22 protein-coding genes, 2 tRNA genes and 1 pseudogene are annotated in these 25,375 nt (G+C 68.1%); 18 read left to right on the top strand and 7 right to left on the bottom strand.

Features of this window, described 5'->3' with window-relative positions; genetic code table 11:
- A pseudogene (locus EVS83_RS15690) lies at positions 1 to 563 on the top strand (hypothetical protein); the annotation flags it as partial.
- 106 nt (positions 564 to 669) lie between these two features.
- On the opposite strand, the gene EVS83_RS10880 reads toward EVS83_RS15690, so the two are convergent.
- Positions 670 to 2,451, bottom strand: a complete 1,782-nt coding sequence (locus tag EVS83_RS10880) for a 3-hydroxybutyrate oligomer hydrolase family protein (RefSeq protein ID WP_246022886.1) — start codon at positions 2,449 to 2,451, stop codon at positions 670 to 672.
- A 95-nt stretch (positions 2,452 to 2,546) separates the two neighbouring features.
- On the opposite strand from EVS83_RS10880, the gene EVS83_RS10885 reads away from it, so the two are divergent.
- The gene (locus EVS83_RS10885; protein WP_133501074.1) at positions 2,547 to 3,326 is read left to right on the top strand and encodes a 3-hydroxybutyrate dehydrogenase; all 780 of its coding nucleotides are present in this window, start codon (positions 2,547 to 2,549) and stop codon (positions 3,324 to 3,326) included.
- Entirely contained in the window at positions 3,326 to 3,991 is a 666-nt protein-coding gene (locus tag EVS83_RS10890) for a response regulator transcription factor (protein ID WP_133501075.1), read from the top strand. Before EVS83_RS10885 ends, EVS83_RS10890 begins: the two co-directional genes overlap by 1 nt.
- Positions 3,992 to 3,994: 3 nt before the next feature.
- Here EVS83_RS10890 and EVS83_RS10895 read toward each other — a convergent pair whose 3' ends face one another.
- Positions 3,995 to 7,309, bottom strand: a complete 3,315-nt coding sequence (locus EVS83_RS10895) for a hybrid sensor histidine kinase/response regulator (protein ID WP_133501076.1) — start codon at positions 7,307 to 7,309, stop codon at positions 3,995 to 3,997.
- A 163-nt stretch (positions 7,310 to 7,472) separates the two neighbouring features.
- Positions 7,473 to 9,695: a TonB-dependent receptor gene (locus EVS83_RS10900; RefSeq protein WP_133501077.1), complete on the bottom strand. Its 2,223-nt coding sequence runs from the start codon at positions 9,693 to 9,695 to the stop codon at positions 7,473 to 7,475.
- Positions 9,696 to 9,862: 167 nt separating this feature from the next.
- Here EVS83_RS10900 and EVS83_RS10905 point away from each other — a divergent pair, with 167 nt between their 5' ends.
- Positions 9,863 to 11,266, top strand: a complete 1,404-nt coding sequence (locus tag EVS83_RS10905; RefSeq protein ID WP_133501078.1) for a GntP family permease — start codon at positions 9,863 to 9,865, stop codon at positions 11,264 to 11,266.
- A gap of 12 nt (positions 11,267 to 11,278) precedes the next feature.
- On the opposite strand, the gene EVS83_RS10910 is transcribed toward EVS83_RS10905, so the two are convergent.
- Positions 11,279 to 12,079, bottom strand: a complete 801-nt coding sequence (locus EVS83_RS10910) for an amidohydrolase (RefSeq protein ID WP_133501132.1) — start codon at positions 12,077 to 12,079, stop codon at positions 11,279 to 11,281.
- A gap of 38 nt (positions 12,080 to 12,117) precedes the next feature.
- The gene (locus EVS83_RS10915; protein WP_133501079.1) at positions 12,118 to 13,266 is read right to left on the bottom strand and encodes a pyridoxal phosphate-dependent aminotransferase; all 1,149 of its coding nucleotides are present in this window, start codon (positions 13,264 to 13,266) and stop codon (positions 12,118 to 12,120) included.
- Between the two features lie 56 nt (positions 13,267 to 13,322).
- Here EVS83_RS10915 and EVS83_RS10920 point away from each other — a divergent pair, with 56 nt between their 5' ends.
- From EVS83_RS10920 to EVS83_RS10965, 10 genes are all read left to right on the top strand, one after another.
- Positions 13,323 to 13,811, top strand: coding sequence for a DUF3293 domain-containing protein (locus EVS83_RS10920; RefSeq protein ID WP_166636885.1), 489 nt, complete (start codon positions 13,323 to 13,325; stop codon positions 13,809 to 13,811).
- A 32-nt stretch (positions 13,812 to 13,843) separates the two neighbouring features.
- Positions 13,844 to 14,482 carry a heme ABC exporter ATP-binding protein CcmA gene (gene ccmA / locus EVS83_RS10925; protein ID WP_133501081.1) on the top strand — a complete coding sequence of 213 codons (639 nt, stop codon included), beginning with the start codon at positions 13,844 to 13,846 and terminating at the stop codon, positions 14,480 to 14,482.
- Positions 14,479 to 15,165 carry a heme exporter protein CcmB gene (gene ccmB, locus EVS83_RS10930; RefSeq protein WP_133501082.1) on the top strand — a complete coding sequence of 229 codons (687 nt, stop codon included), beginning with the start codon at positions 14,479 to 14,481 and terminating at the stop codon, positions 15,163 to 15,165. Before ccmA ends, ccmB begins: the two co-directional genes overlap by 4 nt.
- A 90-nt stretch (positions 15,166 to 15,255) precedes the next feature.
- Positions 15,256 to 16,005, top strand: a complete 750-nt coding sequence (gene ccmC, locus EVS83_RS10935; protein WP_133501083.1) for a heme ABC transporter permease CcmC — start codon at positions 15,256 to 15,258, stop codon at positions 16,003 to 16,005.
- On the top strand, positions 16,002 to 16,172 hold the full coding sequence (gene ccmD, locus EVS83_RS10940) for a heme exporter protein CcmD (RefSeq protein ID WP_133501084.1): 171 nt from the start codon (positions 16,002 to 16,004) through the stop codon (positions 16,170 to 16,172). The genes ccmC and ccmD overlap by 4 nt, the downstream gene beginning before the upstream one ends.
- The gene (ccmE, locus tag EVS83_RS10945; protein WP_133501085.1) at positions 16,169 to 16,675 is read left to right on the top strand and encodes a cytochrome c maturation protein CcmE; all 507 of its coding nucleotides are present in this window, start codon (positions 16,169 to 16,171) and stop codon (positions 16,673 to 16,675) included. Before ccmD ends, ccmE begins: the two co-directional genes overlap by 4 nt.
- 11 nt (positions 16,676 to 16,686) lie before the next feature.
- Positions 16,687 to 18,657, top strand: coding sequence for a heme lyase CcmF/NrfE family subunit (locus EVS83_RS10950; RefSeq protein ID WP_133501133.1), 1,971 nt, complete (start codon positions 16,687 to 16,689; stop codon positions 18,655 to 18,657).
- A complete protein-coding gene (locus EVS83_RS10955) occupies positions 18,654 to 19,205 on the top strand; it encodes a DsbE family thiol:disulfide interchange protein (RefSeq protein ID WP_133501086.1) in 552 nt (183 codons plus the stop codon). Before EVS83_RS10950 ends, EVS83_RS10955 begins: the two co-directional genes overlap by 4 nt.
- Positions 19,206 to 19,230: 25 nt before the next feature.
- On the top strand, positions 19,231 to 19,644 hold the full coding sequence (locus EVS83_RS10960; protein WP_133501134.1) for a cytochrome c-type biogenesis protein: 414 nt from the start codon (positions 19,231 to 19,233) through the stop codon (positions 19,642 to 19,644).
- Positions 19,644 to 20,636: a tetratricopeptide repeat protein gene (locus tag EVS83_RS10965; RefSeq protein ID WP_246022888.1), complete on the top strand. Its 993-nt coding sequence runs from the start codon at positions 19,644 to 19,646 to the stop codon at positions 20,634 to 20,636. Before EVS83_RS10960 ends, EVS83_RS10965 begins: the two co-directional genes overlap by 1 nt.
- 72 nt (positions 20,637 to 20,708) lie before the next feature.
- Here the strand turns inward: EVS83_RS10965 and ppsA are convergent, their stop codons facing one another.
- A complete protein-coding gene (ppsA, locus tag EVS83_RS10970; protein ID WP_133501088.1) occupies positions 20,709 to 23,084 on the bottom strand; it encodes a phosphoenolpyruvate synthase in 2,376 nt (791 codons plus the stop codon).
- A gap of 130 nt (positions 23,085 to 23,214) precedes the next feature.
- Here ppsA and ppsR point away from each other — a divergent pair, with 130 nt between their 5' ends.
- The 4 genes from ppsR to EVS83_RS10990 all read left to right on the top strand — a co-directional run bounded on the left by ppsR (position 23,215) and on the right by EVS83_RS10990 (position 24,866).
- Positions 23,215 to 24,036: a posphoenolpyruvate synthetase regulatory kinase/phosphorylase PpsR gene (gene ppsR / locus EVS83_RS10975; protein WP_133501089.1), complete on the top strand. Its 822-nt coding sequence runs from the start codon at positions 23,215 to 23,217 to the stop codon at positions 24,034 to 24,036.
- Positions 24,037 to 24,126: 90 nt separating this feature from the next.
- Positions 24,127 to 24,633: a DUF1249 domain-containing protein gene (locus tag EVS83_RS10980; RefSeq protein WP_133501090.1), complete on the top strand. Its 507-nt coding sequence runs from the start codon at positions 24,127 to 24,129 to the stop codon at positions 24,631 to 24,633.
- A 43-nt stretch (positions 24,634 to 24,676) separates the two neighbouring features.
- Positions 24,677 to 24,752 (top strand) — tRNA-Ala (locus EVS83_RS10985).
- Positions 24,753 to 24,790: 38 nt separating this feature from the next.
- Positions 24,791 to 24,866: transfer RNA gene (locus EVS83_RS10990), tRNA-Glu, on the top strand.
- 48 nt (positions 24,867 to 24,914) lie between these two features.
- Here EVS83_RS10990 and EVS83_RS10995 read toward each other — a convergent pair.
- Positions 24,915 to 25,160, bottom strand: coding sequence for a hypothetical protein (locus EVS83_RS10995; RefSeq protein WP_133501091.1), 246 nt, complete (start codon positions 25,158 to 25,160; stop codon positions 24,915 to 24,917).
- Between the last annotated feature and the right edge of the window lie 215 nt (positions 25,161 to 25,375).

A 25,375-nucleotide genomic window follows, 5' to 3' on the forward strand; every position in this document is an offset into this window, starting at 1 on the left:
TCCGCACCTGGTACGTGCCGGACGGTGTCGACACCGGCCCGAGCGGGCATCGCAATCCCGACGCCCGCGGCCGCAAGCCGTTCGGCGGCAAGCCGGGCGGTCCGCGTCCGGGCGGCAGCGGTCCGGCGGGCGGTCGCCCCGGTGGCGGCGGTCGACCGGGCGGCGGTGGCTTCCGCGATGACCGCGCAGGCGGTGGTGGCGGCGCGCCTTACGGTGGCGGCGGTGGACGTCCGGGCGGTCCGCGCGACGATCGCGCCGGCGGCGGCGGTGGTCCCTATGGCGCGGGCGGCGGTCGCAAGCCGGGCGGCCCGAAGCCGGGCGGCCAGCGCTCGCATCTCTACGGACATCCGGGCAATGCACCGAGCTTCCCGTCCGATCATGCGAACCCGGGCGCCGGCGGCTACGACCGTCCACGCGGCCCGCGTCCGCAGCGTTCGGGTCCGCCGGGTGCTCGTGGTCCCGGCGGTCCGAGCGGCCCCGGCGGGCGCGCCCCGGGCGGTCGCGGTCCGGGTGGCCCGCGTGGTGGCGGTCGTCCGGGTGGCGGACGCGGCCCGCGGGGCTGAGATCGGCTAAAGAAAACGGCCGCCTTCGGGCGGCCGTTTTCGTTTGTATCCGGGCGACGCGTGCTTCCGCCGCGGCGATGCGCGATCGCGTCGCGCGCCCGTTGGATCAGTTCGTCGGAATCGCGAGATTCTGCGCGGTGAGTTCCGCCGCTGCGCCGCGTGGCGTCGTCGCAATCATTGCATCGGCAGGCATTGGCGCGCCGTCGTACAGATGCGACCACGTGCGATCGAGCGCGGCATACACGTACGGCAGCAGCGGCACGTAATTCGCACCCACCGGCGGCAGCTGCAGGAAGGCGTCGAAGTGCTGCGCGTTGCGTACCTGCCAGAAGCGCACGTCGCGACCCGCCGCACGCGCGGCCTGCACGTAGGGCGCGCTGGTAAACGCGACCGGGATCAGGCCGTCGCTGACGCCGTGCACGATCGTGATCGGAATGCCGGCGCGCGGCAGCGATGCGTGCGTCTCGCGAACCCCGGCACGCACGCGATCCGACGGGGCACCCTTGCCCGCCCACAGATCGCGCAGGCAGCGCAATGCATCGATCGGCGCCTGCTTCGGCGGAACAAGCATGACGCCCGCGCCCGGCGGAATGCCGCTGGCGTCGGCCCACCATGCGGCACGTTCGACGTCGGTCGCGGCGCGCGGCGTGCCCGATGCGTCGACTGCGGCATAGGTGAAACCGCAGGGATGTTCGTTCGCGCCGAATCGACCGTAGGCCGAGGCGTACGTCGCGGCGATCGACTTCCACAAGTCGAACGACACGCTGAGCGCGCCCGAACGCAACGCGTCATCGGTCCAGCCGCGCGTGCGCAGGCGGTCGTACGCATCGCTTGCGCGGTCGGCATCCGTCGCGCCGTTGACCAGCCCCGCTTCCGCGAGTTCGCCGCACTTCGGGCCCGCCGTCGGCGGCAGCGGCATCTGCAGGTGGCCGAGTGCGCACGGCATCAGCAGCGCGGCTTCGGTGGTGATGTCGTAGAGCGGCGGCGCGTCACCGGCGTTGATGTTCGGTTCGCCCGCGACGACGGCATCGAGCCAATCGCCGTCGAGTTCCGCTGCGCGCAACACCGCGCCGCCGCCATTCGAGATCGCGACCGCGATGACCTTGGTGTTGTCGAAGCGGAACGGCGCCTGCTGCGGGAATGCCTCGTCGAGCGCACGCAGTGCGAACTCGGCGGCCTGCTTCACGTGCACGCCCCAGTCCTTCTCGGGGTTGTCGCCGGAATGCGCGTGCTTGAACGCGACGCCGTGACCGCCGGGCTGCGACGGCTCGAACGCAAGCGGCGCGCTGCCTGCGGCCTGCACGGTGCCGTCAAGTGCGACGCCCTGCCCCGCGTCGAGGTCGAAGTAATCGGTGCCGCCGCCCTTGTCGGTGTACGCGACGGCACATCCCTTCGGCAGGCCCCACGCGCCCGCGACGCTGATCGCGCCATACACGCCGCGCGAGCCCGACGACGGCGCGACGACGACGCAGCGCTTCGACGCATCGAAGTTGTCCGGCACCTGCACCGTCACGCGATGCGGCTGCGTTGCGCCCGGAACGCGTGCGAACGTGGCGTACTCGCGACCGACGACGTTCGCCGTAGAGCCGTACAACGTGCCGTAACCACCGGCGGGCGTCAGGTCGGCGATGCCGTGCCAGTTCGACCAGATCGCGCGGCGGCGCAGTTCGGCAGGCGTCGGATGCGCGGGGTCCGCGAACGTCGGCGCCACGGCACGCAGGCCCGCGAGCCCGAGGCCGGCGGTCAGCAGGTCGTCGCCGTCGCGATGGATGGTGACGCGAGGCGTGGCGAACGTGTCCATCCGTGCATCCTGGGGAAGACTGGCGCAGCTGCCCAGAGCGAGCGCGCCCGCGCACAGCAGCGTGGCGAAGGATCGGGTCGTGTTCATGCGGCCACCCTAGCAAGCGGCCGGCGCGGCGGCATCGTACGTTCGTACCACGCGGCCGGCACGGCGCGTTGGTAGGCTGGGCGCAGGAGGATCCCATGACCGAATTCGCATCCACGCCGCGCTGCGTGCTCGTGACCGGTGCCGGCAGCGGCATCGGCGCCGGCATCGCGACGGAACTCGCGCGCGACGGCCACCATGTCGTCGTTACTGACCTGTCGGGTGATGCCGCGCAGGCCGTCGCGAAATCCATACGCGACGAAGGCCGCAGCGCCGAAGCGCATGCACTGGACGTGACGTCGGACGAGAGCGTCGCCGCCGTGCTCGCCGCCGTGTCGCGACCAGTCGACGTGCTCGTCAACAACGCGGGCCTGCAGCACGTGTCGAAGCTCGAGGATTTCCCGATGGAGAAATGGGAACTGCTCGTGCAGGTGATGCTGATCGGTGTCGCGCGGCTCACGCGCGCGGTGCTGCCGGGCATGCGCGAACGCGGCTTCGGTCGTGTGATCAACATCGGCTCGATCCATTCGCTGGTCGCGAGTCCGTTCAAGAGCGCGTATGTCGCGGCGAAGCACGGTCTCCTCGGCTTCTCGAAGGTGATCGCGCTGGAAACCGCAGACACCAACATCACCATCAACACGATCTGCCCGACGTACGTGAAGACGCCGCTGGTCGACAAGCAGATCGCCGACCAGGCAAAGACGCGCGGCATTCCCGAGTCGCAGGTGGTGAGCGACGTCATGCTCAAGCCGATGCCGAAGGGCGTGTTCATCACGTTCGAGGAACTGGCGGGCATCACGGCGTTCCTGATGTCGTCGGCGGCCCGCAACGTCACCGGCCACACGATCGACGTCGACGGGGGTTGGACGGTCCAGTAATGCCCGCCCTCCTCGTCGCCGACGACCACCCGCTGTTCCGGGCCGCACTCCGCGGCGCTGCGCGCGATGCCGTGGACGGACTCGTCGTGCACGAGGCCGACTCGCTCGACGGCGTGCTGTCGGTGCTGGAGCGCGAGCCGGACATCGATCTGGTGCTGCTGGACCTGCACATGCCCGGTAATCACGGGCTTGCGGGGCTTGCGGCGGTTCGTGCGCAGTATCCGCATGTGGCGGTGGTCGTGGTCTCCGCGAACGACGACCCGCGCGTCGTGCGTCGCGCACTCGATCACGGCGCCGCAGGTTACCTGCCCAAGAGTTCGGGCCTCGACGAACTGCGCGATGCGATCCGCGCCGTGCTGGCCTGCGAGCAGTGGCTGCCGGCGGCGCTGCGTGTGTCGGTCGCACGCACGCAAAGTTCATCGACCGATGCGGACCTCGCGGCGCGTCTCGCCAGCCTGTCGCCGCAACAGTTCCGCGTGCTGACGCTCGTCGCGCAGGGGCTGCTCAACAAGCAGATCGCCGACCGGCTCGACGTGCAGGAGCGCACGGTGAAGGCGCATCTGTCCGCGATCTTCGAGCGACTCGGCGTGCGCAACCGCACGCAGGCCAGCGTCGTGCTGCGCGAGCTCGAACTCAGCGATCCGGCGCGACTCGTCGAGCCCTGATCGTCAGTCGATCGACAGCGCGGGGCGTTCGCCCGCGACGACCAGCCGATCCAGCAACGACTTCAGCGCCAGCGGCTTCAACGGCTTCGCGAGCAGGTGGTAGCCGCAATCCTCGACGCGACGGCGGACGTCGGCGCTCGCATCCGCACTGACGACGAGCGTGGGCCGGGCACCGAAGCGGCCTTCGAGCAGGCGCGCGACGTCGGGACCCGTATCCCCGTCGTCGAGGTGATAGTCGAGCAGCCAGAGCGCCGGATCGATCGCTTCGCAGGCCGCGATCGCCTCGCGACGATCGCGTGCAGCCGCCACTTCGCAGCCCCAGCGTTCGAGCAGGCCGCGTGTCGCCGACAGCGCGGCGGCATCGTTGTCGAGCAGCAATACACGCAGGCCGGCAAGGCGCTGCGGGATCGCAGGCACCGGCGCACGCTGCGGCACGGGCGTGGCATCGAGCGAGATCGCGAACATCGTCCCGCGACCGGGTCGGCTGCTCAGATGCAATGGCGCGCGCAGCAACGCGGCGATGCGGTCCGCGATGAAAAGACCCAGGCCGAGGCCCTGCCCCGGTGCGTCGTCGCCACGACGGAATTCCTCGAAGATCTCGCGCTGTCGCGAAATCTCGATGCCGGGGCCGGTGTCGTGCACTTCGATGCGCACGGTGGCGCCGTGCCGCCGCACGCCGAGCAGGACGTCGCCTTCCGACGTGTAGCGCACCGCATTCGCGAGGACGTTCTGCAGCACGCGACGCAGCAGCTGGGGGTCCGTCCTGACCCACGTCGCCGTGCGCACATATCGGAAGCGCAGGCCGCGCGCCGCGGCGATCGCCTGGAACTCGGAAGCGAGCGGGTCGAGCACGTCGGCGAGCGCGAAGGCGCGCGGTTGCGGCACGAGCCCACCGGCTTCCAGCCGCGACATGTCGAGCAGGCCCGACAGCAGCTCGACCGTCGACTCCAGCGCACCGCGCACCTGCACGACGGTGTTGCGCTGTCGCGGATCCTGGAGGTCGTCACCCAGCGCATCGACGAACAGCTGCGCCGCGTGCAGCGGCTGCATGAGGTCATGGCCGATCGCGGCCAGGAAACGACTCTTGGCGTGGTTCGCACGCTCGGCTTCGCGCGTCGCGATCTCGAGTTCGATGGTGCGCTCGACGACGCGTTGCTCGAGCGTTTCGTTGGCGAGCAACAGGCCGGACTCCGCGCGACGGAACGCGGTGACGTCGGTGAAGGTCGCGACGAATCCGCCACCCGGCATCGGATTCCCGCGGATCTCGATGATGCTGCCGTCAGACAGCACGCGCTCGGACAGATGGAGCGTGCCGGCACGCATGAAGGCGAGACGTCGATCGAGCGCGCGTTCGATGTCGCCTTCGTAGCGGATTTCGCGCATCGCCCAACGCGCGAGGTCCGCGATCGGGCGGCCGACCTGCAACAGCTCGTCGGGGAACCCGAACAGCTCGGCATAGCGTCGATTCCAAGCGACCAGCCGCAGGCTTGCGTCCACGACGCTGATGCCCTGGCTCATGTTCTGCAGGGCGGCTTCGAGGAGGCGCTGGTTGAAGCGCAGGTCGGCCGACGCTTCGCCGACGATCGTCGCGACGGTTTCGAGGTCGCGCGATTCGCGACGTACGGCATCGAGCAGCACACGCGCCGACGCCGCGCCGAGCACGCCCGCGAGTTCGCGTTCGACGCGCTCCTCCACGGGCGCCGGGACGGGCCCTGCGCCAACACCGTGCAACAACTGCGCAACCCGCTCGCGCGGCAGGAATCGCAGGCCGGCGGCGCGCAACGTCGCGGCGTCGAGACCGCGATAGGCGCGACGCGGCGTGCCGGTCCACGACGCGGCGCCTACCAGCGTCGCGCACGTGCCGATGAACAGGCTCGCGCCGACCGCGCGGCCCAGGCGCGTCCAGCCCGTGAGACCAAACAGCCCGTCCGGCGATAGCCAGTCGATACCGAACGGGCCGCGCGCAACGGTCGCCGCGTCGAGAAACGACGGCGCGACCAGCACCCACGCCCACGTCGCGAACCCAACGAGGATGCCCACCATGGCTGCGCGCGGCGGCGTCTGCGGACGCCACACGGCGAACGCGAGTGCAGGTGCGAGCGTGGCGAGCGCCGAGAACGACACGGCGCCGACGTCGGCCAATGCTTCGCTGCCGCCGATGACGCGGCTGTACGCCCACGCCAGCAGCATGACGACGACGATGCCGGTGCGACGCAATGCGAGCACGCGGCCGCTGAGATCGCCGTCGCCGCGACGCGTCCACGCACCGCGCAGGAGACCGGGCGCGAACCAGTGGTTGCCGATCATCAGGCTGAGACTGAGCGTGCTGACGACGACCATGCCCGTCGCCGCGCTGAGACCGCCGAGGAACGCGGTGAGGGCGAGACCTTCGTGCCCCTGTGACAGCGGCAACGCGAGCACGTACAGGTCCGACGGCACGCGATCGCCCAGCAACGCGGCACCGGCACGCGCCAACGGCAAGACGGGCAGCGCGATCAGCAGCAGGTAGAGCGGAAACAGCCAGCGCGCGGTACGCACGTGGCGTTCCTCCTGGCATTCGACGACCGCGACGTGGAACTGGTGCGGCAGGATGAACATCGCCAGCGCGCCGAGCACGACGAAGGGCGTGAAGCCGCCGGACGGTGTCGGCGCGACCGGCGCAACGTTCGGCACATCGACGCCGAACAGCACGAACGCGCCCACCGCGAGCATCGCGCCGAGCTTGAACGCGGATTCCAGCGCCATCGCGAACACGAGGCCGCGGTTGTGTTCCGTCGCCTTCGCATGTCGCGCGCCGAACAGGATCGCGAATACCGACAGCACGATCGCCACGTACAGCGCGCTGTCACGCCAAGGCGGCCCGCCGTTCGAAATGCGCCCGACCGCCAGCGTCGAGAAGCTCATCGCAACGGCTTTCAGCTGCAACGCGATGTACGGCACGAGGCCGAGCGCGATGACGAGCGTGACGGTTGCGGCGAGCCACGCATCCTTGCCGAGACGCGTCGCGATGAGATCGGCGAGCGACGCCGCGTTCGTATCGCGCGCCAATCGGATGAGCCGCAGCATGACGCCGATGCCGACCGCGTAGAGCAGGATGGCGCCGATGAACGTCGGCGGCACCGGCCAACCGTAGCGCGCGGCCTGCGTGACCGTTCCGTAGAACGTCCACGAGGTGCAATGCACCGCGAGCGAGAGCGCGTAGACGTAACGCCAATGGCGTGCGCCGAGTGCCGGCCGACGTTCCGCCTGCAACGCGGCGAAGAACATCAGGCCGAGCCAGGCGAGGCTCGCGGCGGTGACGATGCCGGGGTTCAGCATCGCGGCGTCATGGACATGAATGGTGCGGCTTCGCGTGCGTCGCGGACGGACGTCCCCTGCCCCGCGAGCTTAGTCGCTGCGCCGTGTGGCTGCACGCCAGGCGCAAAAAGCAACGGCGGGCCCGGGGGCCCGCCGTCGCGACTCCGACCGCCTTCGGCGTCGGTCAGAAGTCATACCGTGCAGTCAGCGAATACTCGCGCGGCGGACCGTAGAAGCCCGTGAGGACGCCATAGGCGGCGATGTTGTAGCCGGTCGTGCGGTACTCGGTGTCGGTCAGGTTCGAGCCCTGCAGCGACAACGACCATGCGTCGTTCATCTTCCAGATCACGCCGGCGTTGACGAGGCCATACGCGCCCTGGCGGATCGCAGGACTCAGGTCGGTCGTCGGCCACACCGCCGTCTGGTACGCGTAGCCGAGGCGCGCCGACAGGTCGCCCCCGTTCGCGAGCGGCGTGCGCCATTCGACGTTGAGCGCGCCCGAGAACTCCGGCGCGTTCGTGAAGTACTGCGTGCTCGCGACATTGACGCCGGAGGTGATGAATTCGTCGTACTTCGCATCCAGCCATGCGAGGTTGCCGCTGATCGCCCAGTGCTGCGTCGGCAGCCACTGGTACTCGACTTCCACGCCCTGCACGGTGCCCTTGCCGGCGTTCGTGAAGTCGCCGAAGAAGCTCTGGCTGCCGTTCGGCAACGTGTACGAGGTGAAGACCGAGAGCTGGATGTCTTTGTAGTTGTTGTGGAAGTACGCAAGGTTCAGGAACAGCGTGTCGTCGAGCAGCGACATCTTGCTGCCGAGCTCCAGGCTGTCGACCGATTCGTCCTGGAACGGCTCGCCCGAACGCGGCACCGCGGTGGTGTTCGCGCGGAGGTTGTAGCCGCCCGACTTGAAACCGCGCGACGCGAGGCCGTAGACCATGATGCCCGGCGTGATCTGGTAATCCAGCGAGACCTTCGGCGAGACGTTCTTGAAGTTGACCGTCTTGTCGAAGTTGGCGGCCGTGCCCCACGACGTGGTGTAGCTGCCGTTGGTGTAGAAGCGGTTGAGCGCGACGGCGTGCTTGTCCTCGTCCGTATAACGCGCGCCGACGTCGAGCTTGAGCTGCTGCGTCAGGTCGAACGTCCAGTCGGCATAGACGGCGAGCGACTTCGTGTTGACGTAGCCCTGCGTATCACCGAACAGCGGGTTCGTTAGCGACGTCGCCAGCAGCGGATTGTAGAAGTGGTTCAGCACCTGGCCGCCGGCATCGCCGTTGAAGCCATAGATGCCCATCACGCCGCGCGCGCGGCCGCCCGCGTCGTAGTTCAGCTGCAGCTCGTTGCTGACCTGGTTGTCGAAGTACGTGGCATGCACGTCGACCAGCGGCTGCGGCAGCGTGTCGAAGTCGATGTTGGTGTCGGTGTCCGACTCGCGCTTGGCGGCGACGTACTTCAACGCGAAGTTGTCGTGGAGCTTCCAGTTGACCGTCGCCGAAATCCCCTTCATCTGGGTGTCGTTGACGTTGCCCATGCCGCTGCGGATGTCGTAGCGGCTGTCCAGCGGCGCGTACGTCGGCGCGAGCGGGTTCTTCGCCAGCATCTGCGCACCGCGCACGCCGGACTGGTCGTCCATCCAATCGAACGCGAAGCGCACGTCGAAGTTGTCGCCGGCGAACGCGCCGAGTTCCGCGCGGATCGCGTTGATCTCCTTGTCGCTGACGTCCTGGCCCGTGTAGAGGTTCGTGCCGTAGCCGTCGCGATTCATGCTCGCAACCGACACGCGACCGCGCAGACCGCTGTCGTCACCGAACAGCGGGCCGCCGATACCGGCCTTCACGTCGAGGCGGTTGTAGTTGCCGATCGTCACCGAGCCGAAACCGTCGAGCTGCTTCGGCAGGCCCTTCGAGATGTACTTGATCGCGCCGCCGATGGTGTTCTTGCCGTACAGCGTGCCCTGGGGGCCGCGCAGCACTTCGATGCGGTCGACGTCGAACACGTCGAGCAGCGCACCCTGCGGACGCGCGAGGTAGACGTCGTCCAGATAGATGCCGACGCCCGGATCGACGCCCCACAGCGGATCGGCCTGGCCGACGCCGCGGATGTACGCCGTCACCGTGCTGGTCGAGCCACGTGCGGCATAGATCGTGAGGTTCGGCACCTGCGTGTCGAGATCGCCGAGGTCGCGCACGTTGAGCTTGTCGAGCGCTTCCGGAGTGAATGCCGTCACCGCGACCGGCACTTCCTGCAGCGTCTCTTCGCGCTTGCGGGCGGTCACGGTGATCTGGTCGAGCTTGCGCTCGGCCGTCGGGTCGTTGGTGGTGGTAGCGTCCTGCGCCCACGCGGCCGGCGCGAGCAGCGCACAGGCGATGGCGAAACCGAGATGGTTGCGGCTGAAGTTCTTGCGGCGCATCGAAGGACTCTCCCCAGTGACCGGATGACGTGATCGCGCGGACGGACCGCGCCGTGATGCGGTGCACGGTAGTCGCGGGCCCTCGCGGCCGGCAGTTGTACGTTCGGACAATGCCGGTGTCGCCGGCGCTCCGGATACTGGCGCGCATCCTGGGGACGAGAGCCGCAATGGCCTTCCTGATCGTGTTGGCCGCGCTGGCCTTCCTGATGTTCGTGGCTTACCGCGGCCACTCCGTGATCCTGTTCGCCCCCATCGCCGCGCTCGGCGCGGTGCTGCTCACCGATCCATCGCTCGTGCCGCCGATGTTCACCGGCCTGTTCATGGACAAGATGGTGAACTTCCTCAAGCTCTACTTCCCCGTGTTCCTGCTGGGCGCGGTGTTCGGGAAGCTCATCGAACTCTCGGGCTTTTCCCGCGCGATCGTCGCGGCCACGATCCGCGTCGTAGGCGCGAAGCGCGCGATCCTGTCGATCGTGCTGGTCTGCGCGCTGCTCACCTACGGCGGCGTGTCGCTGTTCGTCGCGGTGTTCGCGGTGTATCCGTTCGCCGCGGAGCTGTTCCGCCAGAGCAACATTCCCAAGCGCCTGATACCCGGCACGATCGCGCTCGGCGCGTTCACGTTCACCATGGACGCCCTGCCCGGCACGCCGCAGATCCAGAACATCATTCCGACGACGTTCTTCGGCACGACGGCCTGGGCCGCGCCGCTCCTCGGCACGCTCGGCGGCGTGTTCATCCTGATCGTCGGCCTGATCTATCTCGAATCGCGACGCCGCAAAGCGGCGGCTGCGGGCGAAGGCTATGGCGACCCCGCGACACTGGTGAACGAGCCCGTACGTTTCGAGGGCGACCGCCTCGCGAGTGCATGGATCGCGCTGTTGCCGCTGATCCTGGTCGGCGTGTCGAACCGCCTGTTCACGGCGTGGATTCCGGGCTTCTACGGCAAGTCGACGAGCTTCGATCCCGCGGTGATCGGCGATGCCGCGCCCGTCGTGCAGGAAACCGCGAAGGTCGCTGGCGTGTGGGCGGTGGAAGGCGCATTGCTGATCGGCATCGCGAGCGTGCTGGTGCTCGCGTGGAAGCCGGTGACGTCGCGCTTCGTCGAAGGCAGCAAGGCTGCTATCGGTGGCGCGCTGCTGGCGTCGATGAATACGGCGTCGGAGTACGGCTTCGGCGCGGTGATCGCCGCGCTCCCGGGGTTCCTCGTCGTATCGAACGCGCTGTCGTCGATTCCGAACCCGCTGCTCAATACGGCGGTGACGGTGACGTCGCTCGCGGGCATCACCGGTTCCGCATCGGGTGGCATGGGGATCGCGCTCGCCGCGATGGCCCAGCAGTTCATGGCGCAGGCGCAGGCTGCGGGGATTCCCATGGACGTGCTGCACCGCGTGGCCGCGATGGCGTCGGGCGGCATGGATACGCTGCCGCACAACGGCGCGGTCATTACCGTGCTCGCGGTGACGGGCCTGACGCACCGTCAGGCCTATCGCGACATCTTCGCCGTCACGCTGATCAAGACGGCGGCGGTGCTCGTCGTTATCGCGCTCTACTACCTGACCGGCCTCGTCTGAGGTCGGCGGCGCTCACAGCAGTTCGAAGCGATCGGCGTCCAGCATCGCGGGGAAGCGCTTGCGGTGCGCGTGCAGCTCGTCGAGCAGCAGCGTGGTCGTCGTCACCACTTCCATTTCGCCGCATTCGCTAACGGGATTGCCGAGGAAGTCGATCGCGGCGCTGTCGCCCGCGTACGTCAGGCCATTGCCGTCCGTGCCGACGCGATTCACGGCGGCGACATAGCAGAGGTTTTCCATCGCACGCGCACGCAGCAAGGTGCGCCATGCGTGGCCGCGCACTCCGGGCCAGTTGGCGACGTACAGAAGCAGGTCGTAGTCAAGATCGTTCGGGCGCTCGACGTCGAGACGGTTGCGCGAGAACACCGGGAAGCGCAGGTCGTAGCAGACCAGCGGGCAGATGCGCCAGCCGCGCCACTCGAGCACCAGCCGATCGCGCCCCGCCGCGTAACGCTCATGCTCGCCGGCGTAACGGAACAGGTGGCGCTTGTCGTAGTACTGCACGCCGCCGTTGGGGGTGACGAACAGCAGGCGATTGCTGACGCCATTCTCGGTGCGCAGCTGCACGCTGCCGGTCACCGCGGCATCGAGCTTCTTTGCCCAGTCGCGCATCCATTGGACAGTCGGGCCCTTCATCGTCTCGGCGCGGTCGATCGCGTCGTTGGAGAAGCCACTGGTGAAGGTTTCGGGCAGTACGACCAAGTCGGTCGTGCCGTGCAGCGCGCCGATCAGGTCGCCGTAGTACTCGCGATTCGCGTCCGGGTCGTGCCAGCGCGTGTCGCCCTGCACGAGGCTGACGCGCAGTGCGCGGGCCATTTCGCGATCGTCGGGATGGTGATGAGCCATGGCGGACCTCAAAGCTTCTGCAGACGCTCGATCGCGGCGTCGAGCGTGGTTTCGTTCTTGGCGAAGCACAGGCGCGCAAGGCGCTGGCCGGAAGGTGGCGTGCCGTAGAACGGCGACAGCGGAATCGCGACGACACCCTTCTCGATCGTGAGCCAGCGGCAGAACTCGGCATCCGGCAGATCGCTTACCGCCGAGTAGTCGACGAGCTGGAAATAGCCGCCCGGTACCGGCAGCGGACGAAGCTTCGTCGTCAGCAGCTGCTCGCGGAAGCGATCGCGCTTGGCTTCGTAGAACGCGCCAAGCTGCTCGTAGTGTTCGGGCTCCGCCTCGATCATCTCGGCGAACGCGAACTGCGCCGGAGTGAACGTGCAGAAGGTGTTGTACTGGTGCACCTTGCGGAATTCGACCGAAAGCGCCGGCGGCGCGATGCAATAGCCGATCTTCCAGCCGGTGCAGTGATAGGTCTTGCCGAAGCTGGAAATCACGAACGCGCGCGAGCGAAGCTCGGGATATCGCAACGCCGACTCGTGGCGTCGGCCGTCGAAGATGATGTGCTCGTACACCTCGTCCGACAGCAGGTAGATGCCGGTGCCGTCGAGCAGCGCGATCAGCTGCTGCATGTCGTCCGCCGACCACATCGCACCCGACGGGTTGTGCGGCGAATTGATCATGATCATGCGCGTACGCGGCGTCACCGCGGCGCGGATGGCGGGCCAGTCCGGCGCGAACGTCTCCGGATGCAGCGCGACATGCACCGCAACGCCGCCGGCGAGATCGATCGCCGGTTCGTAGCAGTCGTAGCAGGGGTCCAGGACGATGACTTCATCGCCCGGGCGCACCACCGCGTGCACGGCGTCGAAGATCGCTTCCGACGCACCCGACGTCACCGTCACTTCGGCATCAGCGTCGGGACGATATCCGTAGCAGCGCTCGGTCTTGTTTGCGATCGCGAGGCGCAGCGGCGGCACGCCCGTCATCGGCGAGTACTGGTTGCGGCCTTCGCGCATCGCGCGATCGAGTGCTTCGACCAGGCGCGCCGGCACGTCGAAGTCGGGGAAGCCCTGCCCCAGGTTCACCGCGCCGTGCTCGACGGCGAGTTGCGACATCACGGTGAAAATGGTCGTACCGACCTTGGGCAGCTTGGTCTCGGGCGTCATTCGCGCGGGGCCTGTCGAAGGGGCCACGAGTGTACGGAATGGAGACGGATGGCGGCATGAGCGATCACGGGACGCAGGACGACACCACGCAGGACGATCCCATCGCGCTCGCGCGCGCATTTGCCGCCGCGCGGTATTGCGTCGAGTTCGGCGAAACGGCGCTCGAACTCGGCGTGGGCGAACGCGCGGCGGAGGTCGAGGCGCGGTTTCCCGCGTCGATGTATGCGTTCGTGACCGCATGGAATCCGGCCGCGGAATCGCAACCGGTCCGCGACAACGCCGAGGCCGACGACGCGCTCGCCGCGCACATCGCCGCCCTTGGCGCGGAATGCCGTCGCACCTGGGCGCAGGCACCCGACGGCGCATATCGCGAGGCCGGCTGGCTGATCGGCGGGCTCGACGCTGACCGCGCCGACGCGCTCGGCCGCGAGTTCGGCCAGGCCGGCGTGCTCGCCTGGCTGACCGGCGAACCGGTGCGCCTGCACATGCTCATGCCGAAGCCACCCGGCGGCGCGGACCTGCCGGATGTCGACTGGATAGAATGAGCGGCTGCGGCCATCGGCCGTTTTGAACGCCGATGCCCGACGCCTCCCGACCGCCGCTGCTCGACGCCACCGGCCTGCGCTTCTCCCGCGACGACGAACCCGTCTTCGGGCCGCTCGACCTGTCGGTCGACGTGGGCGAAGTGCTGCTCGTCCAGGGCGGCAACGGCGCCGGCAAGACGACGCTTCTTCGCGTCCTCGCCGGGCTGCTGCGCGCGGATGCCGGCGATGTCCGCATCGACGGCCGCCTTGCGACGCCTGCCGAGCGGGCCGGCGTCATCGGCTACGTCGGCCATCTGTCCGGGCTCAAGGGCGACCTGTCGACGCTCGAGAATCTCGACTACCTCGCCGGCCTGCAGGGCCGCCGCCCCGGGCTCACCGCCGAAGACGCGCTCGATCTCGTCGGCCTCGCGGGCTACGAGGACCAGCTCGCCCGACAGCTCTCCGCGGGCCAACGCAAGCGCCTCGCCCTCGCCCGGCTCTGGCTGTCGCCCTGCCCGCTCTGGCTGCTCGACGAGCCCTACGCGAACCTCGACCTCGAGGGCATCGAGTTGGTCAACCGGCTGATCCGGCTGCATCTCGACGACGGCGGCGCGACCCTGCTGACGACCCACGGCGCCTATGCGGCGCCACCGGTTCGCACCCGGCTGCTGGAACTGGAGCGGCCGTCATGATGCGCGGTCCGGGACTCGCCACGGCTGCGGTCGCGCTCGTCCGCCGCGACCTCCGCCTGCTCTGGCGTCGACGCAGCGACGCGCTGCAGCCGGCGCTGTTCGCCGTTCTGGTCGTGGTCCTGTTCGCCCTCGCCCTCGGTGTCGAGGAAAAGTTGCTGCCGAAGGTGGCGAGCGCCGTGCTCTGGCTCGCGGTGCTCCTCGCCGGCCAGCTGTCGCTCGACGGCCTGTTCCGCTCCGATGCCGAGGACGGCTCGCTCGAGCAGTGGATGCTCGCGCCGGTCCCGTTGCCATGGCTCGTCCTGGTCCGCACGGCGATGCACTGGGCGACGACCGCCTTGCCCCTGCTCGTCGCCACGCCGGTGCTCGGCCTGCTGCTGCACCTTCCGACGAGCCAGCTTCCCGTCCTGATGGCGTCGCTCGCATTGGGTACACCGTTGCTGAGTCTCATCGGCGCGGTGGTGGCTGCGCTGACCGTCGGAATGAAGCGCTCCGGTATACTTGTGGCCCTGCTGGCCCTGCCTCTTTACGTGCCGGTGCTCGTCTTCGGCGCGGGAAGCGTCGTCGCCGCTTCGCAGGGTCTGGACCCGACCGGCGCACTGCTGCTGCTCGGTGCCGGACTGGTCGCGAGCCTGCTGCTGGCCCCGGTCGCCGCGGCCGCCGCGTTGCGGATCGCGCTGAACTGAGGCCGTCGAATTGAGTCTGATCAAGCGCCCGCCGGCCACGGCCCGGGACACTTCCCCCTACGCGGGCGTCCTGCCTGCTCCGATGTCCGCATGAATCCGCTGGTCCGCTGGTTCCACCAACTCGGCTCGCCGCCGTACTTCGACCGCTTCGCCGCGCGCTGGGCGCCGTGGGCGTACGGCATCGGGCTGCTGACCATGCTGATCGGCATGTACGGCGCGCTGTTCACGGTGCCGGCCGATTACCAGCAGGGCGACAGCTTCCGCATCCTCTACATCCACGTGCCGTCGGCCTGGATGTCGATGGCCGCGTTCGCCGCGATGGCGCTCTACGCCGCGATCGCGCTGATCTGGCGCATCAAGCTGTGCGAGATCCTCGCGATGGCCTGCGCACCGATCGGCGCCGCATTCACGCTGATCACGCTGCTCACCGGCTCGATCTGGGGCAAGCCCATGTGGGGCACGTGGTGGGACTGGGATCCGCGCCTGACCACCGAGCTGATCCTGCTGTTCCTCTACCTCGGCGTGATGGGCATCTACAACGCGATCGACGATCGCCGCATCGCGTCGCGTGCGGCGTCGTTCCTTGCGGTCGTCGGTGTCGTGCTGCTGCCGATCATTCATTACTCCGTGGTGTGGTGGAACTCGTTGCACCAGGGGCAGACGATCCGGCTGTTCGGCAAGTCGTCGATGGACGCGTCGATGATGACGCCGCTGATCTGGATGGTGATCGGCACGCACGTCTGGTTCGTAGGTGCACTGCTCGCACGTGCGCGCGCCGACAACCTGCGTCGCGAAGCCGGCAAGAGCTGGGTCGCGCAGGCTGCGGGAGGCGCGCGATGAGCTACGCGAATTACGTCACCGCCGCGTATGCGGTCTTCGCCGTCGTGCTGGGCTGGGATTTCCTGTCGACGCGCGTGCAGATCCTGCGCCACCTTCGCGCCGCGCGCCGCCGCGAGCAGCGCGACGCCGTGCGCGCGCGTCCGAACCGTTCCGTGGAAACACAATGAATCCGATCCGTCGCCGCCGCCTGATGTGGCTCGTCGCGCTCGTGCTGGGCGCGGGCCTCGCCGCCACGCTCGTCGCGATGGCGCTGCAGCGCAACGTCGCCTACCTCTACACGCCGGCCGAGATCCTGTCCGGCCAGGCCGGCGCCAAGGTGCGCGACGGCGAGGCGAAGTTCCGCCTCGGCGGCATGGTTGCGCGTGGTTCGTTCAAGCGCGCGGAAGGCTCGATGGAAGCGCACTTCGACGTCACCGACGGCGACCGCGTGATGCCCGTCGTCTACACCGGCATCCTGCCCGACCTGTTCCGCGAGGATCAGGCGGTGATCGCGACCGGCCGCATGCAGGGTGACCGCTTCGTCGCCGAGCAGGTGCTCGCCAAGCACGACGAGACCTACATGCCGAAGGAAGTCGCCGAGAAGATGGGCAAGGCGCATCGGAAGCACGACGTCGCCGCGGAGGCGGATACGACGCCGTCGCAGGCCGCGCCCACCGAAGCGATGCAGTGAACGCCATGGTGATGCTGCCCGAGATCGGCCAGTTCGCGCTGCTGCTCGCGTTCGTCGTCGCGATCGCGCAGGCCACGCTTCCGCTGATCGGCGCGCAACGCGGCATCACGTCGTGGATGGACGTCGCGCGTCCCGCCGCGTACGCGCAGCTCGGCTGCATCGCGATCGCGTTCGGCGTGCTGACCCACGCGTTCGTGACGCAGGACTTCTCGGTCAAGTACGTCGCCGAGAACAGCAACTCGCTGCTGCCGATGGCGTATCGCTACTCCGCGGTCTGGGGCTCGCACGAAGGCTCGCTGCTGCTGTGGGCGCTCGTTCTCGCGCTGTGGACCGGCGCGGTCGCGACGTTCTCCAAGGCGTTGCCGCGTCACGTCGTCGCGCGCGTGCTCGGCGTCATGGGCATCGTCGCCGTCGGCTTCCTCGCGTTCCTGATCTTCACCAGCAACCCGTTCACGCGCTTGCTGCCCGCGGTGCTCGAAGGCCGCGATCTCAATCCGCTGCTGCAGGATCCCGGCCTCATCGTGCACCCGCCGATGCTCTACACGGGCTACGTCGGCTTCTCAGTGCCATTCGCGTTCGCGATCGCGGCGCTGCTCGAAGGCGACGTCGACACGCGGTGGCTGCGCTGGACGCGTCCGTGGACGAACGTCGCGTGGGCGTTCCTCACCGTCGGCATCGCGCTCGGTTCGTGGTGGGCGTACTACGAACTCGGATGGGGCGGCTGGTGGTTCTGGGATCCGGTCGAGAACGCCTCCTTCATGCCGTGGCTGGCCGGCGCGGCGCTCATCCATTCGCAGGCGGTGACGGAGAAGCGCGGCGGTTTCGTCGGCTGGACATTGCTGCTCGCGATCGCGGCGTTCTCGCTGTCGCTGCTCGGCACGTTCCTCGTCCGCTCGGGCGTGCTGACCAGCGTTCACGCGTTCGCGGCCGACCCCACGCGCGGCACGTTCGTGCTGATCTTCCTCGGCATCGTCGTCGGCGGTTCGCTGCTGCTCTATGCGCTGAAGGCGCCGGATGCGACGTCGACGCCCAACCGCTACTTCGCGATGTTCTCCCGGGACACGCTGCTGCTGGTGAACAACGTGCTGCTCAGTGCGTCCTGCGCGATGGTGCTGCTCGGCACGTTGTACCCGTTACTGGCCGACGCGCTCGAGATGGGCAAGATCTCGGTCGGCCCGCCCTACTTCGCGTCGTTCTTCATTCCGCTGATGGCGCTGCTCGCGGCGTTGCTTCCGTTCGGGCCGCTGACGCGCTGGCAGCGTGAGGAACCGTCGCGTCCGGCGAAGTTGCTGGCACCGCTCGTGGTGCTTGCGCTGCTGTCCGGCATCGGCGCATTCGTCGCATTGCCGCAGGGTGGCTGGAAGAGCGCGCTCGGCATCGCGGGCGCCGTGTGGGTGACGTTCGGTACCGCGCGCTTCGTGCTGCAGCGCGTGCGCAACGCGGGCCGTCGCTTCACCGCCGAGATGGTCGGCATGATCCTCGCGCACACCGGGCTCGGCGTATTCCTCGCCGGCGCGCTGCTGGTCGAAGGTCTCGCGCAACAGCACGAACTCGCGCTCAAGCCGGGGCAAACGGTCGCACTCGGCGCCTACGAATTCCGCTTCGACGGCGTGCAGCGTCTCCAAGGCCCGAACTATGTCGCTGATCGCGGCACGATCGTGGTCTCCGAAAAGGGTCGCATTGTCGACACCATGCACCCCGAGAAGCGCAACTACGCGAGCGGTGGCCAGGTGATGACGGAAGCCGCGATCGTTCCCGGCGTCGCGCGCGACCTCTACGTCGCGCTCGGTGAATCGCTCGGTGGCGGTTCGTGGGCGGTGCGCGTGCACGTCAAGCCGTTCGTGCGCTGGATCTGGGGCGGTGCGTTGCTGATGGCGCTCGGCGGGTTCGCTGCCGCGACCGATCGACGCTTCCGCAACGCGCGCGTCGCGTCGAGCGCGATCGACGCGAGCGACACCGCGACTGCCGGAGCGACGTCGTGACGCGCGCGCGCTGGATTCCCCTCGCCGTCTTCGGCCTGCTCGCGGTGCTGCTCGCGGCCGGCGTGTGGCTCAGCCGCAAGCCCAATCGCGAAGCGCTGCCGTCGCCTCTGATCGGCAAGCCGGCGCCCGAGTTCGCACTGCCGTCGCTGCATCAGCCCGATCGCATCGTTCGCGCGACGGACCTGCGCGGCGCACCCTACGTGCTCAACGTCTGGGGCAGCTGGTGCCCGGCGTGCCGCGAAGAGCATCCGGTGATCACGCGCTTCGCCGAAACCAAGCGCGTGCGCGTCATCGGCTACGACTTCAAGGACGCGCGCGACGATGCGCTGCGCTGGCTCGAGCAGTTCGGCAATCCGTACTGGCTCGTCGTCGCCGACGAAGCGGGAAACACCGCGATCGACTTCGGCATCTACGGCGCGCCCGAGACCTATCTCATCGACGCCGGCGGCCGCATCCGCTGGAAGCATGTGGGCCCGCTGACCGACGCGATCATCGCGGATGAACTGCTTCCGCAGCTGAAGGCGCTGGAGACCGAACGTGGTGCGTAAGCTCCTGTTGGTCCTGCTTACCGCGATGCTTGTGATCGGCGCCGCCACGGCGCAGGTCGCGGATCGCCGCCCTCTGCAGTTCCGCGATGCCGCCGAGGAGGCGCGCTTCCGCGATCTCACGCACGAACTGCGCTGCGTGATGTGCCAGAACCAGTCGATCGCGGATTCCGAGGCACTCATCGCGGTCGACCTGCGCCGCGAGATCCTGCAGCTGATGCGCGAGGGCCGCAGCGACGACGAGATCCGTCGCTTCCTGGTCGACCGCTACGGCCAGTTCGTCCTGTACAAGCCGCAGGTCGAGCCGTCGACGTGGCTGCTGTGGTTCGGCCCGGTGCTGGTGCTGCTGGCGGGCGGCGGTGTCGTCTGGCACGTCGTGCGCGACCGCGCGCGAAACCGCGGCGACGTTCCCGTCGCGACCGACGACGGCGGAGAGTGGTGATGACCAACCTGTTCATCGCGGCCGCGCTGACGCTCGGCCTCGTCGTCCTCGTATTCGCGTTCTGGCCATTGATCCGACGACGCCCTGCGATCGGCGGCGTTGTCGCGGGCGCGGGACTCGTCGCAGCATCTGCGCTCTACCTGCTCGTCGGGACGCCCGCGGCGCTCGATCCGGCGAAGGTGAAGCCAGTCGACACGCTGTCGACGGCGGTCACCCGCCTCGAATCCGAACTCGCACGCGATCCCGCGCAGCCCGACGGCTGGCGCCTGCTCGCGGACGCTTATCGCGCCGAAGGCCGCAGCGCCGACGTCGCGCGCGCCTACGCGCAGGCGTTGCGCTACGCGCCGCAGGATCCCGATCTCCTCGCGCAGGCGGCGGAAGCGCGCGCGATCGCGGCGCCCGAACGTCGCTTCGACGCCGAGGCGATCGCCATGCTTCGGCGTGCGCTGGAAACCCAGCCCGCTCATCAGCGCTCGCGCTGGTTCCTCGGTGTCGCGCAGCGCCAGTCCGGGAATGCTGCCGATGCGGCGGCGACGTGGGAGCCACTGCTTGCGAACGTCGACCCCGCGACGGCGAACGCGCTGAAGACGCAGATCGACAACGCGCGTCGCGATGCCGGTTTGCCGCCGCTTCCCGCCTCCGCAATACCGAAGGCACGCGTCCTCAGGGTCCGTATCGACATCGCGCCCGCGTTGCGCGATGGACTGCCTGCCGATGCGGCCGTATTCGTGCTGGCGCGCGAACGCGGCGGCATACCGATGCCCGTCGCGGCCAAGCGCCTGACGCTCGCCGACCTGCCCGCCACGGTCACGCTGTCCGACGCCGATAGTCCGATGCCGACGCGCCGCCTCTCGCAGCTGCCGAAGGTCGAAGTCATCGCTCGCGTGTCGCGCACGGGCGTCGCCAATGCGCAGCCCGGCGATCTGGAATCTGCGCCGGTGCAGGTTGCGTCGGATGCGAAAACCGCGGTGACGATCGACCACGTGCGCTGACGCCACGTTCCCCACGCCGCAACGAAAAAGCCCCGCCGAAGCGGGGCTTTCTTCTTGGTATCGACCGATGTCTTACGTCGCGGCCTTCGCCTTGGCCAGGCGCAACCAGGTGTCCACGACCGTGTCCGGGTTCAGCGACACCGACTCGATGCCCTCTTCCATCAGCCACTGCGCGAGATCCGGATGGTCGCTCGGGCCCTGGCCGCAGATGCCGACGTACTTGCCCTTGCGACGCGCGGCCTGGATCGCCATCGACAGCATCTTCTTGACCGCCGGATCCCGCTCGTCGAACAGGTTGGCGACGATCGCGCTGTCGCGATCGAGCCCGAGCGTCAGCTGAGTGAGGTCGTTCGAGCCGATCGAGAACCCGTCGAAGATGTCGAGGAACTCGTCGGCAAGCAGCGCGTTCGATGGCACTTCGCACATCATGATGATCTTGAGGCCGTCCTTGCCCTGCTCGAGCCCGTTCGCACGCAACACCTCGACGACCTTGCGGCCTTCGTCCAGCGTGCGCACGAACGGAATCATGACCCAGCAGTTCTTGAGGCCCATCTCGTCGCGCACCTTCAGCACGGCGCGACATTCCAATGCGAACGCTTCGGCGAACGACGGATCGACGTACCGGCTCGCGCCGCGGAAGCCGATCATCGGGTTTTCTTCATGCGGCTCGTAACGCGCGCCGCCGATGAGGTTCGCGTACTCGTTCGACTTGAAGTCCGAAAGACGCACGATGACCGGGTTCGGCGCGACCGACGCCGTGATCGTCGCGATGCCTTCCGCCAAACGATCGACGTAGAAGTCGACCGGGCTCGAATAGCCCGCGATCTTCGCGTCGATCTTCTTCTTCGTTTCCGCATCCTGGCGGCTGTATTCGAGCAGCGCTTTCGGATGCACGCCAATGTGGCTGGCGATGATCATTTCCAGGCGCGCAAGGCCGACGCCAGCGTTCGGCAGCATCGCGAAGTCGAACGCGCGCTCCGGGTTCGCGACGTTCATCATCACCTTGAGCGGCGCCGGCGGCATGTGCTCGAGGTCGGCGACGTTGCGATCAAACGGCAGCTCGCCCTCGTAGATGAAACCGGTGTCGCCCTCGGCACAGCTGATGGTGACCTGCTGGCCGTCCTTGATCGTGTCGAGCGCGTTGCCGGTGCCGACGACCGCCGGCACGCCGAGTTCGCGCGCGATGATCGCGGCATGGCACGTGCGGCCACCGCGATTGGTGACGATCGCGGCCGAGCGCTTCATCACCGGCTCCCAATCGGGGTCGGTCATGTCGGCGACGAGCACGTCGCCCGGCTGCACGCGACTCATGTCGTCGAGCGAACGCACGACGCGCGCGACGCCCGTGCCGATCTTCTGGCCGATCGCACGGCCTTCGCAGATCACCGGGCCACGCTGCATCAGCTGGTAGCGCTCGATCTGCGTCGCCTTCGCGCGCGACTTCACGGTCTCCGGCCGCGCCTGCACGATGAAGAGCTTGCCGCTGACGCCGTCCTTCGCCCACTCGATGTCCATCGGGCGGCCGTAGTGCTGTTCGATGACGAGCGCCTGCTTCGACAGCTCCTGCACGTCCTCGTCGGAGATGCAGAAACGGTTGCGCAGATCATCCGGCGTCGGCTCGGTGCGCACGCGCTCACCCGGCACGTCGGAATACACCATGCGCAGCTGCTTCGCGCCGAGCGTGCGGCGCAGGATCGCCTTCTTGCCTTCGCGCAGCGTCGGCTTGTAAACGTAGAACTCGTCGGGGTTCACCGCGCCCTGCACGACCATCTCGCCGAGGCCGTAGCTGGCGGTGACGAACACGACGTCGCGGAAACCGGATTCGGTGTCGAGCGTGAACAGCACGCCGGACGAACCGACGTCGGAACGCACCATCAATTGCACGCCGGCGGAGAGGAACACGTCCTCGTGCTTGAAGCCGTGGTGCACGCGGTACGCGATCGCGCGGTCGTTGTAGAGGCTGGCGAAAACTTCCTTCACCTTGCGGACGACGTCGTCCTCGCCGGTGACGTTGAGGAAGGTTTCCTGCTGACCGGCGAAGCTCGCGTCGGGCAGGTCTTCCGCGGTCGCGGACGAACGCACCGCGACGGCGACATCGCCGCCGCCATTCTCGGCGGCGAGCTTGCGGTACGCATCGCGAATGTCGCGATCGAGGTCGGGCTGCAGCGGCGCATCGATCACCCAACCGCGGATCTGACCGCCGGCAGCGGTGAGCGCCTGCACGTCTTCGACATCGAGCGTGGAGAGGCGATCGTAGATGCGCTGATGCAGATCGTTGTGCGCGATGAACGCCTTGAAGGCTTCCGCGGTGGTGGCGAAACCGCCCGGCACCGACACGCCGAGGCCGGCGAGGTTGCCGATCATCTCGCCCAGCGAGGAGTTCTTGCCGCCGACGCGCGCCAGGTCCGTCAGGCGAAGCGCGTTCAACCAGAGGATGTTCTCGTTCAAGACCGTCTCCGAGGGGGTTTGCGGGCGCGATCGCCGGCCGAATCCGGATATGATCGCCCCTGCGACCCGCGCATACAAGCTTGATTTGCCGGGGTTTTTCCTGTTCCGACAGCGAACCGAGCGAGCTTCGATGAGCGACGTGCGTCCCGTCTTCTACGTCTCCGACGGCACCGGAATCACCGCCGAAACGATCGGCCACAGCGTGCTCACGCAGTTCACCGAAACGCGCTTCGATACGACGCGCATTTCGTTCGTCGATTCACTGGATCGCGCCCACGACGCGGTCGCGCGCATTCGCGAAGCGGGCCAGCGCCATGGTGTCCGACCGATCGTGATCAACTCGTGCGTGGATCCCGAAGTCAGCGCCGCCCTCATCGAAAGCGGCGCACTCATGCTCGACGTCTTCGCGCCCTTCATCGAGCCGCTGGAGCGCGAACTCGAACAGACGCGCCAGCGCCACGTCGGCCGCGCGCACGGCATGGTGGACTTCGAGAAGTACCACCGCCGCATCGACGCCATCAATTTCACGCTGACGCACGACGACGGCCAGAGCCTCGACTATTCCGAAGCGGATCTCGTGCTCGTCGCGGTGTCCCGCGCGGGCAAGACGCCGACCTGTATCTACCTCGCCCTGCACTACGGCGTGCGTGCGGCGAACTATCCGCTCACCGAGGAAGACCTCGAGCAGGACCGCCTGCCTCCGCGGCTGCGTCCCTACCGCCATAAGCTGTTCGGCCTGACGATCGATCCGGCGCGCCTGCAGCAGATCCGTCAGGAACGCCGTCCGAATTCCCGGTACGCGCAGCTGGAGACGTGCCGCCGCGAGGTCGCCGCGGCAGAAGCCATGTTCCGCGCCGAGCGGATCTCGACCCTGAGCACCACGCATACCTCGATCGAGGAGATCGCGAGCAAGGTGCTGACGACCCTCAATCTGCAGCGCGAAATGTTCTGAGGCGTCGGTTCACGCGGCGGCGTGACGCTGCCTGAACGGACACGGCTTTTCGTCGCACTTTCCGGGACGACCGGCGTGTAGAGTCGGTCCATGTCCCAACTGGTCGCCCGCAAGAAGCTCATCCCGCGCCTCAGCCGCTTCGCCTGGCTGATGGCGCTGTACGCCGAAAACCACGGCCGCCTGGGGCGGCTTTTCGATATCCGGCACCTCGGCGAGGGCCGCTGGATTTCGGATATCGGCGACGGCGTGCCGCTGCGCATCGACGTGATGGGCCAGCATCCCTACACGACCGAAATCAGCCTCAGCTACGCGATGGTCGATCCGGTCACCGGCGAATCCGATCCGTCGGCCTACGTGCGCCTCTACCACGACGCGCGGCAGGCCGAGGCCACGCACTGCTATGTCGGTCGCCGCTGGCAGGACGTGATCGGGCTCAACCCGACGCCGGAGCGGCTGCTCGGCCATCGCATGCGGATGAACACGTTTCTGGGCAAATGGCTGCAGTACCTCGGCGACCGCGGTCACGGTGCGGCGACGCTGCGGTTCGAAGGTGCGATTCCTGCGGAAGAGCGTGAAGAAGTCGTCGACGACGCTTGACGCTTCGAAGGCCGCTCACTAATATGCCGGCTCTCCAGCGCGTGGGGCCATAGCTCAGCTGGGAGAGCGCTACAATGGCATTGTAGAGGTCGCCGGTTCGATCCCGGCTGGCTCCACCAAAGTTCTGGCGTGTCGAGAACATCCGACCTGCCACGACGTCCCCATCGTCTAGAGGCCTAGGACATTACCCTTTCACGGTAGCGACCGGGGTTCGAATCCCCGTGGGGACGCCAACTTTTCAAAGACCCGCGAAAGCGGGTCTTTTTTTATGTGTCAAAAGGTCATGGCTCGCCCCCGGTGCGCGCGAGTTCGTCGTCGAGCTCCTGGCCGTGAAGCGAGATGCAGTCCGGCTTGCGCAGGCGCCGCTCGACCTCCGTACATTTCCGCGGCGGCCCGCCGAACAAGCCGAGCGCCACCCCCGCGGCTTTCGATCGGAAGCGAGCCTGCTCCAGCACATTCCCGGACGGCGCCCATGCGTGCTCGAAGCGAGTGCGTCGCGCATCGACTCCGGGGCGACGCTCGAACACGTCACGTGTGTCGACGCGCGTCGAAGACGACGAGCGCTCGCGGACGTGCAGGTCGAGTGCCGCAGGACCCGTCGAACTTGAATCATCGCGAGCGTCAGCGGGCGTGTCCCTCAACGGACTGGCCGCTGACTTCGGGACGACGGCTACGGTGCGCGCCACGGTCGCACCGACGGGCAAGCGAGGCGTATCGCGTGTCGCTGTCTGTGGCGCTGTCG

The organism is Cognatilysobacter terrigena (assembly GCF_004361065.1).
In the GTDB taxonomy this organism is placed as follows: domain Bacteria; phylum Pseudomonadota; class Gammaproteobacteria; order Xanthomonadales; family Xanthomonadaceae; genus Cognatilysobacter; species Cognatilysobacter terrigena.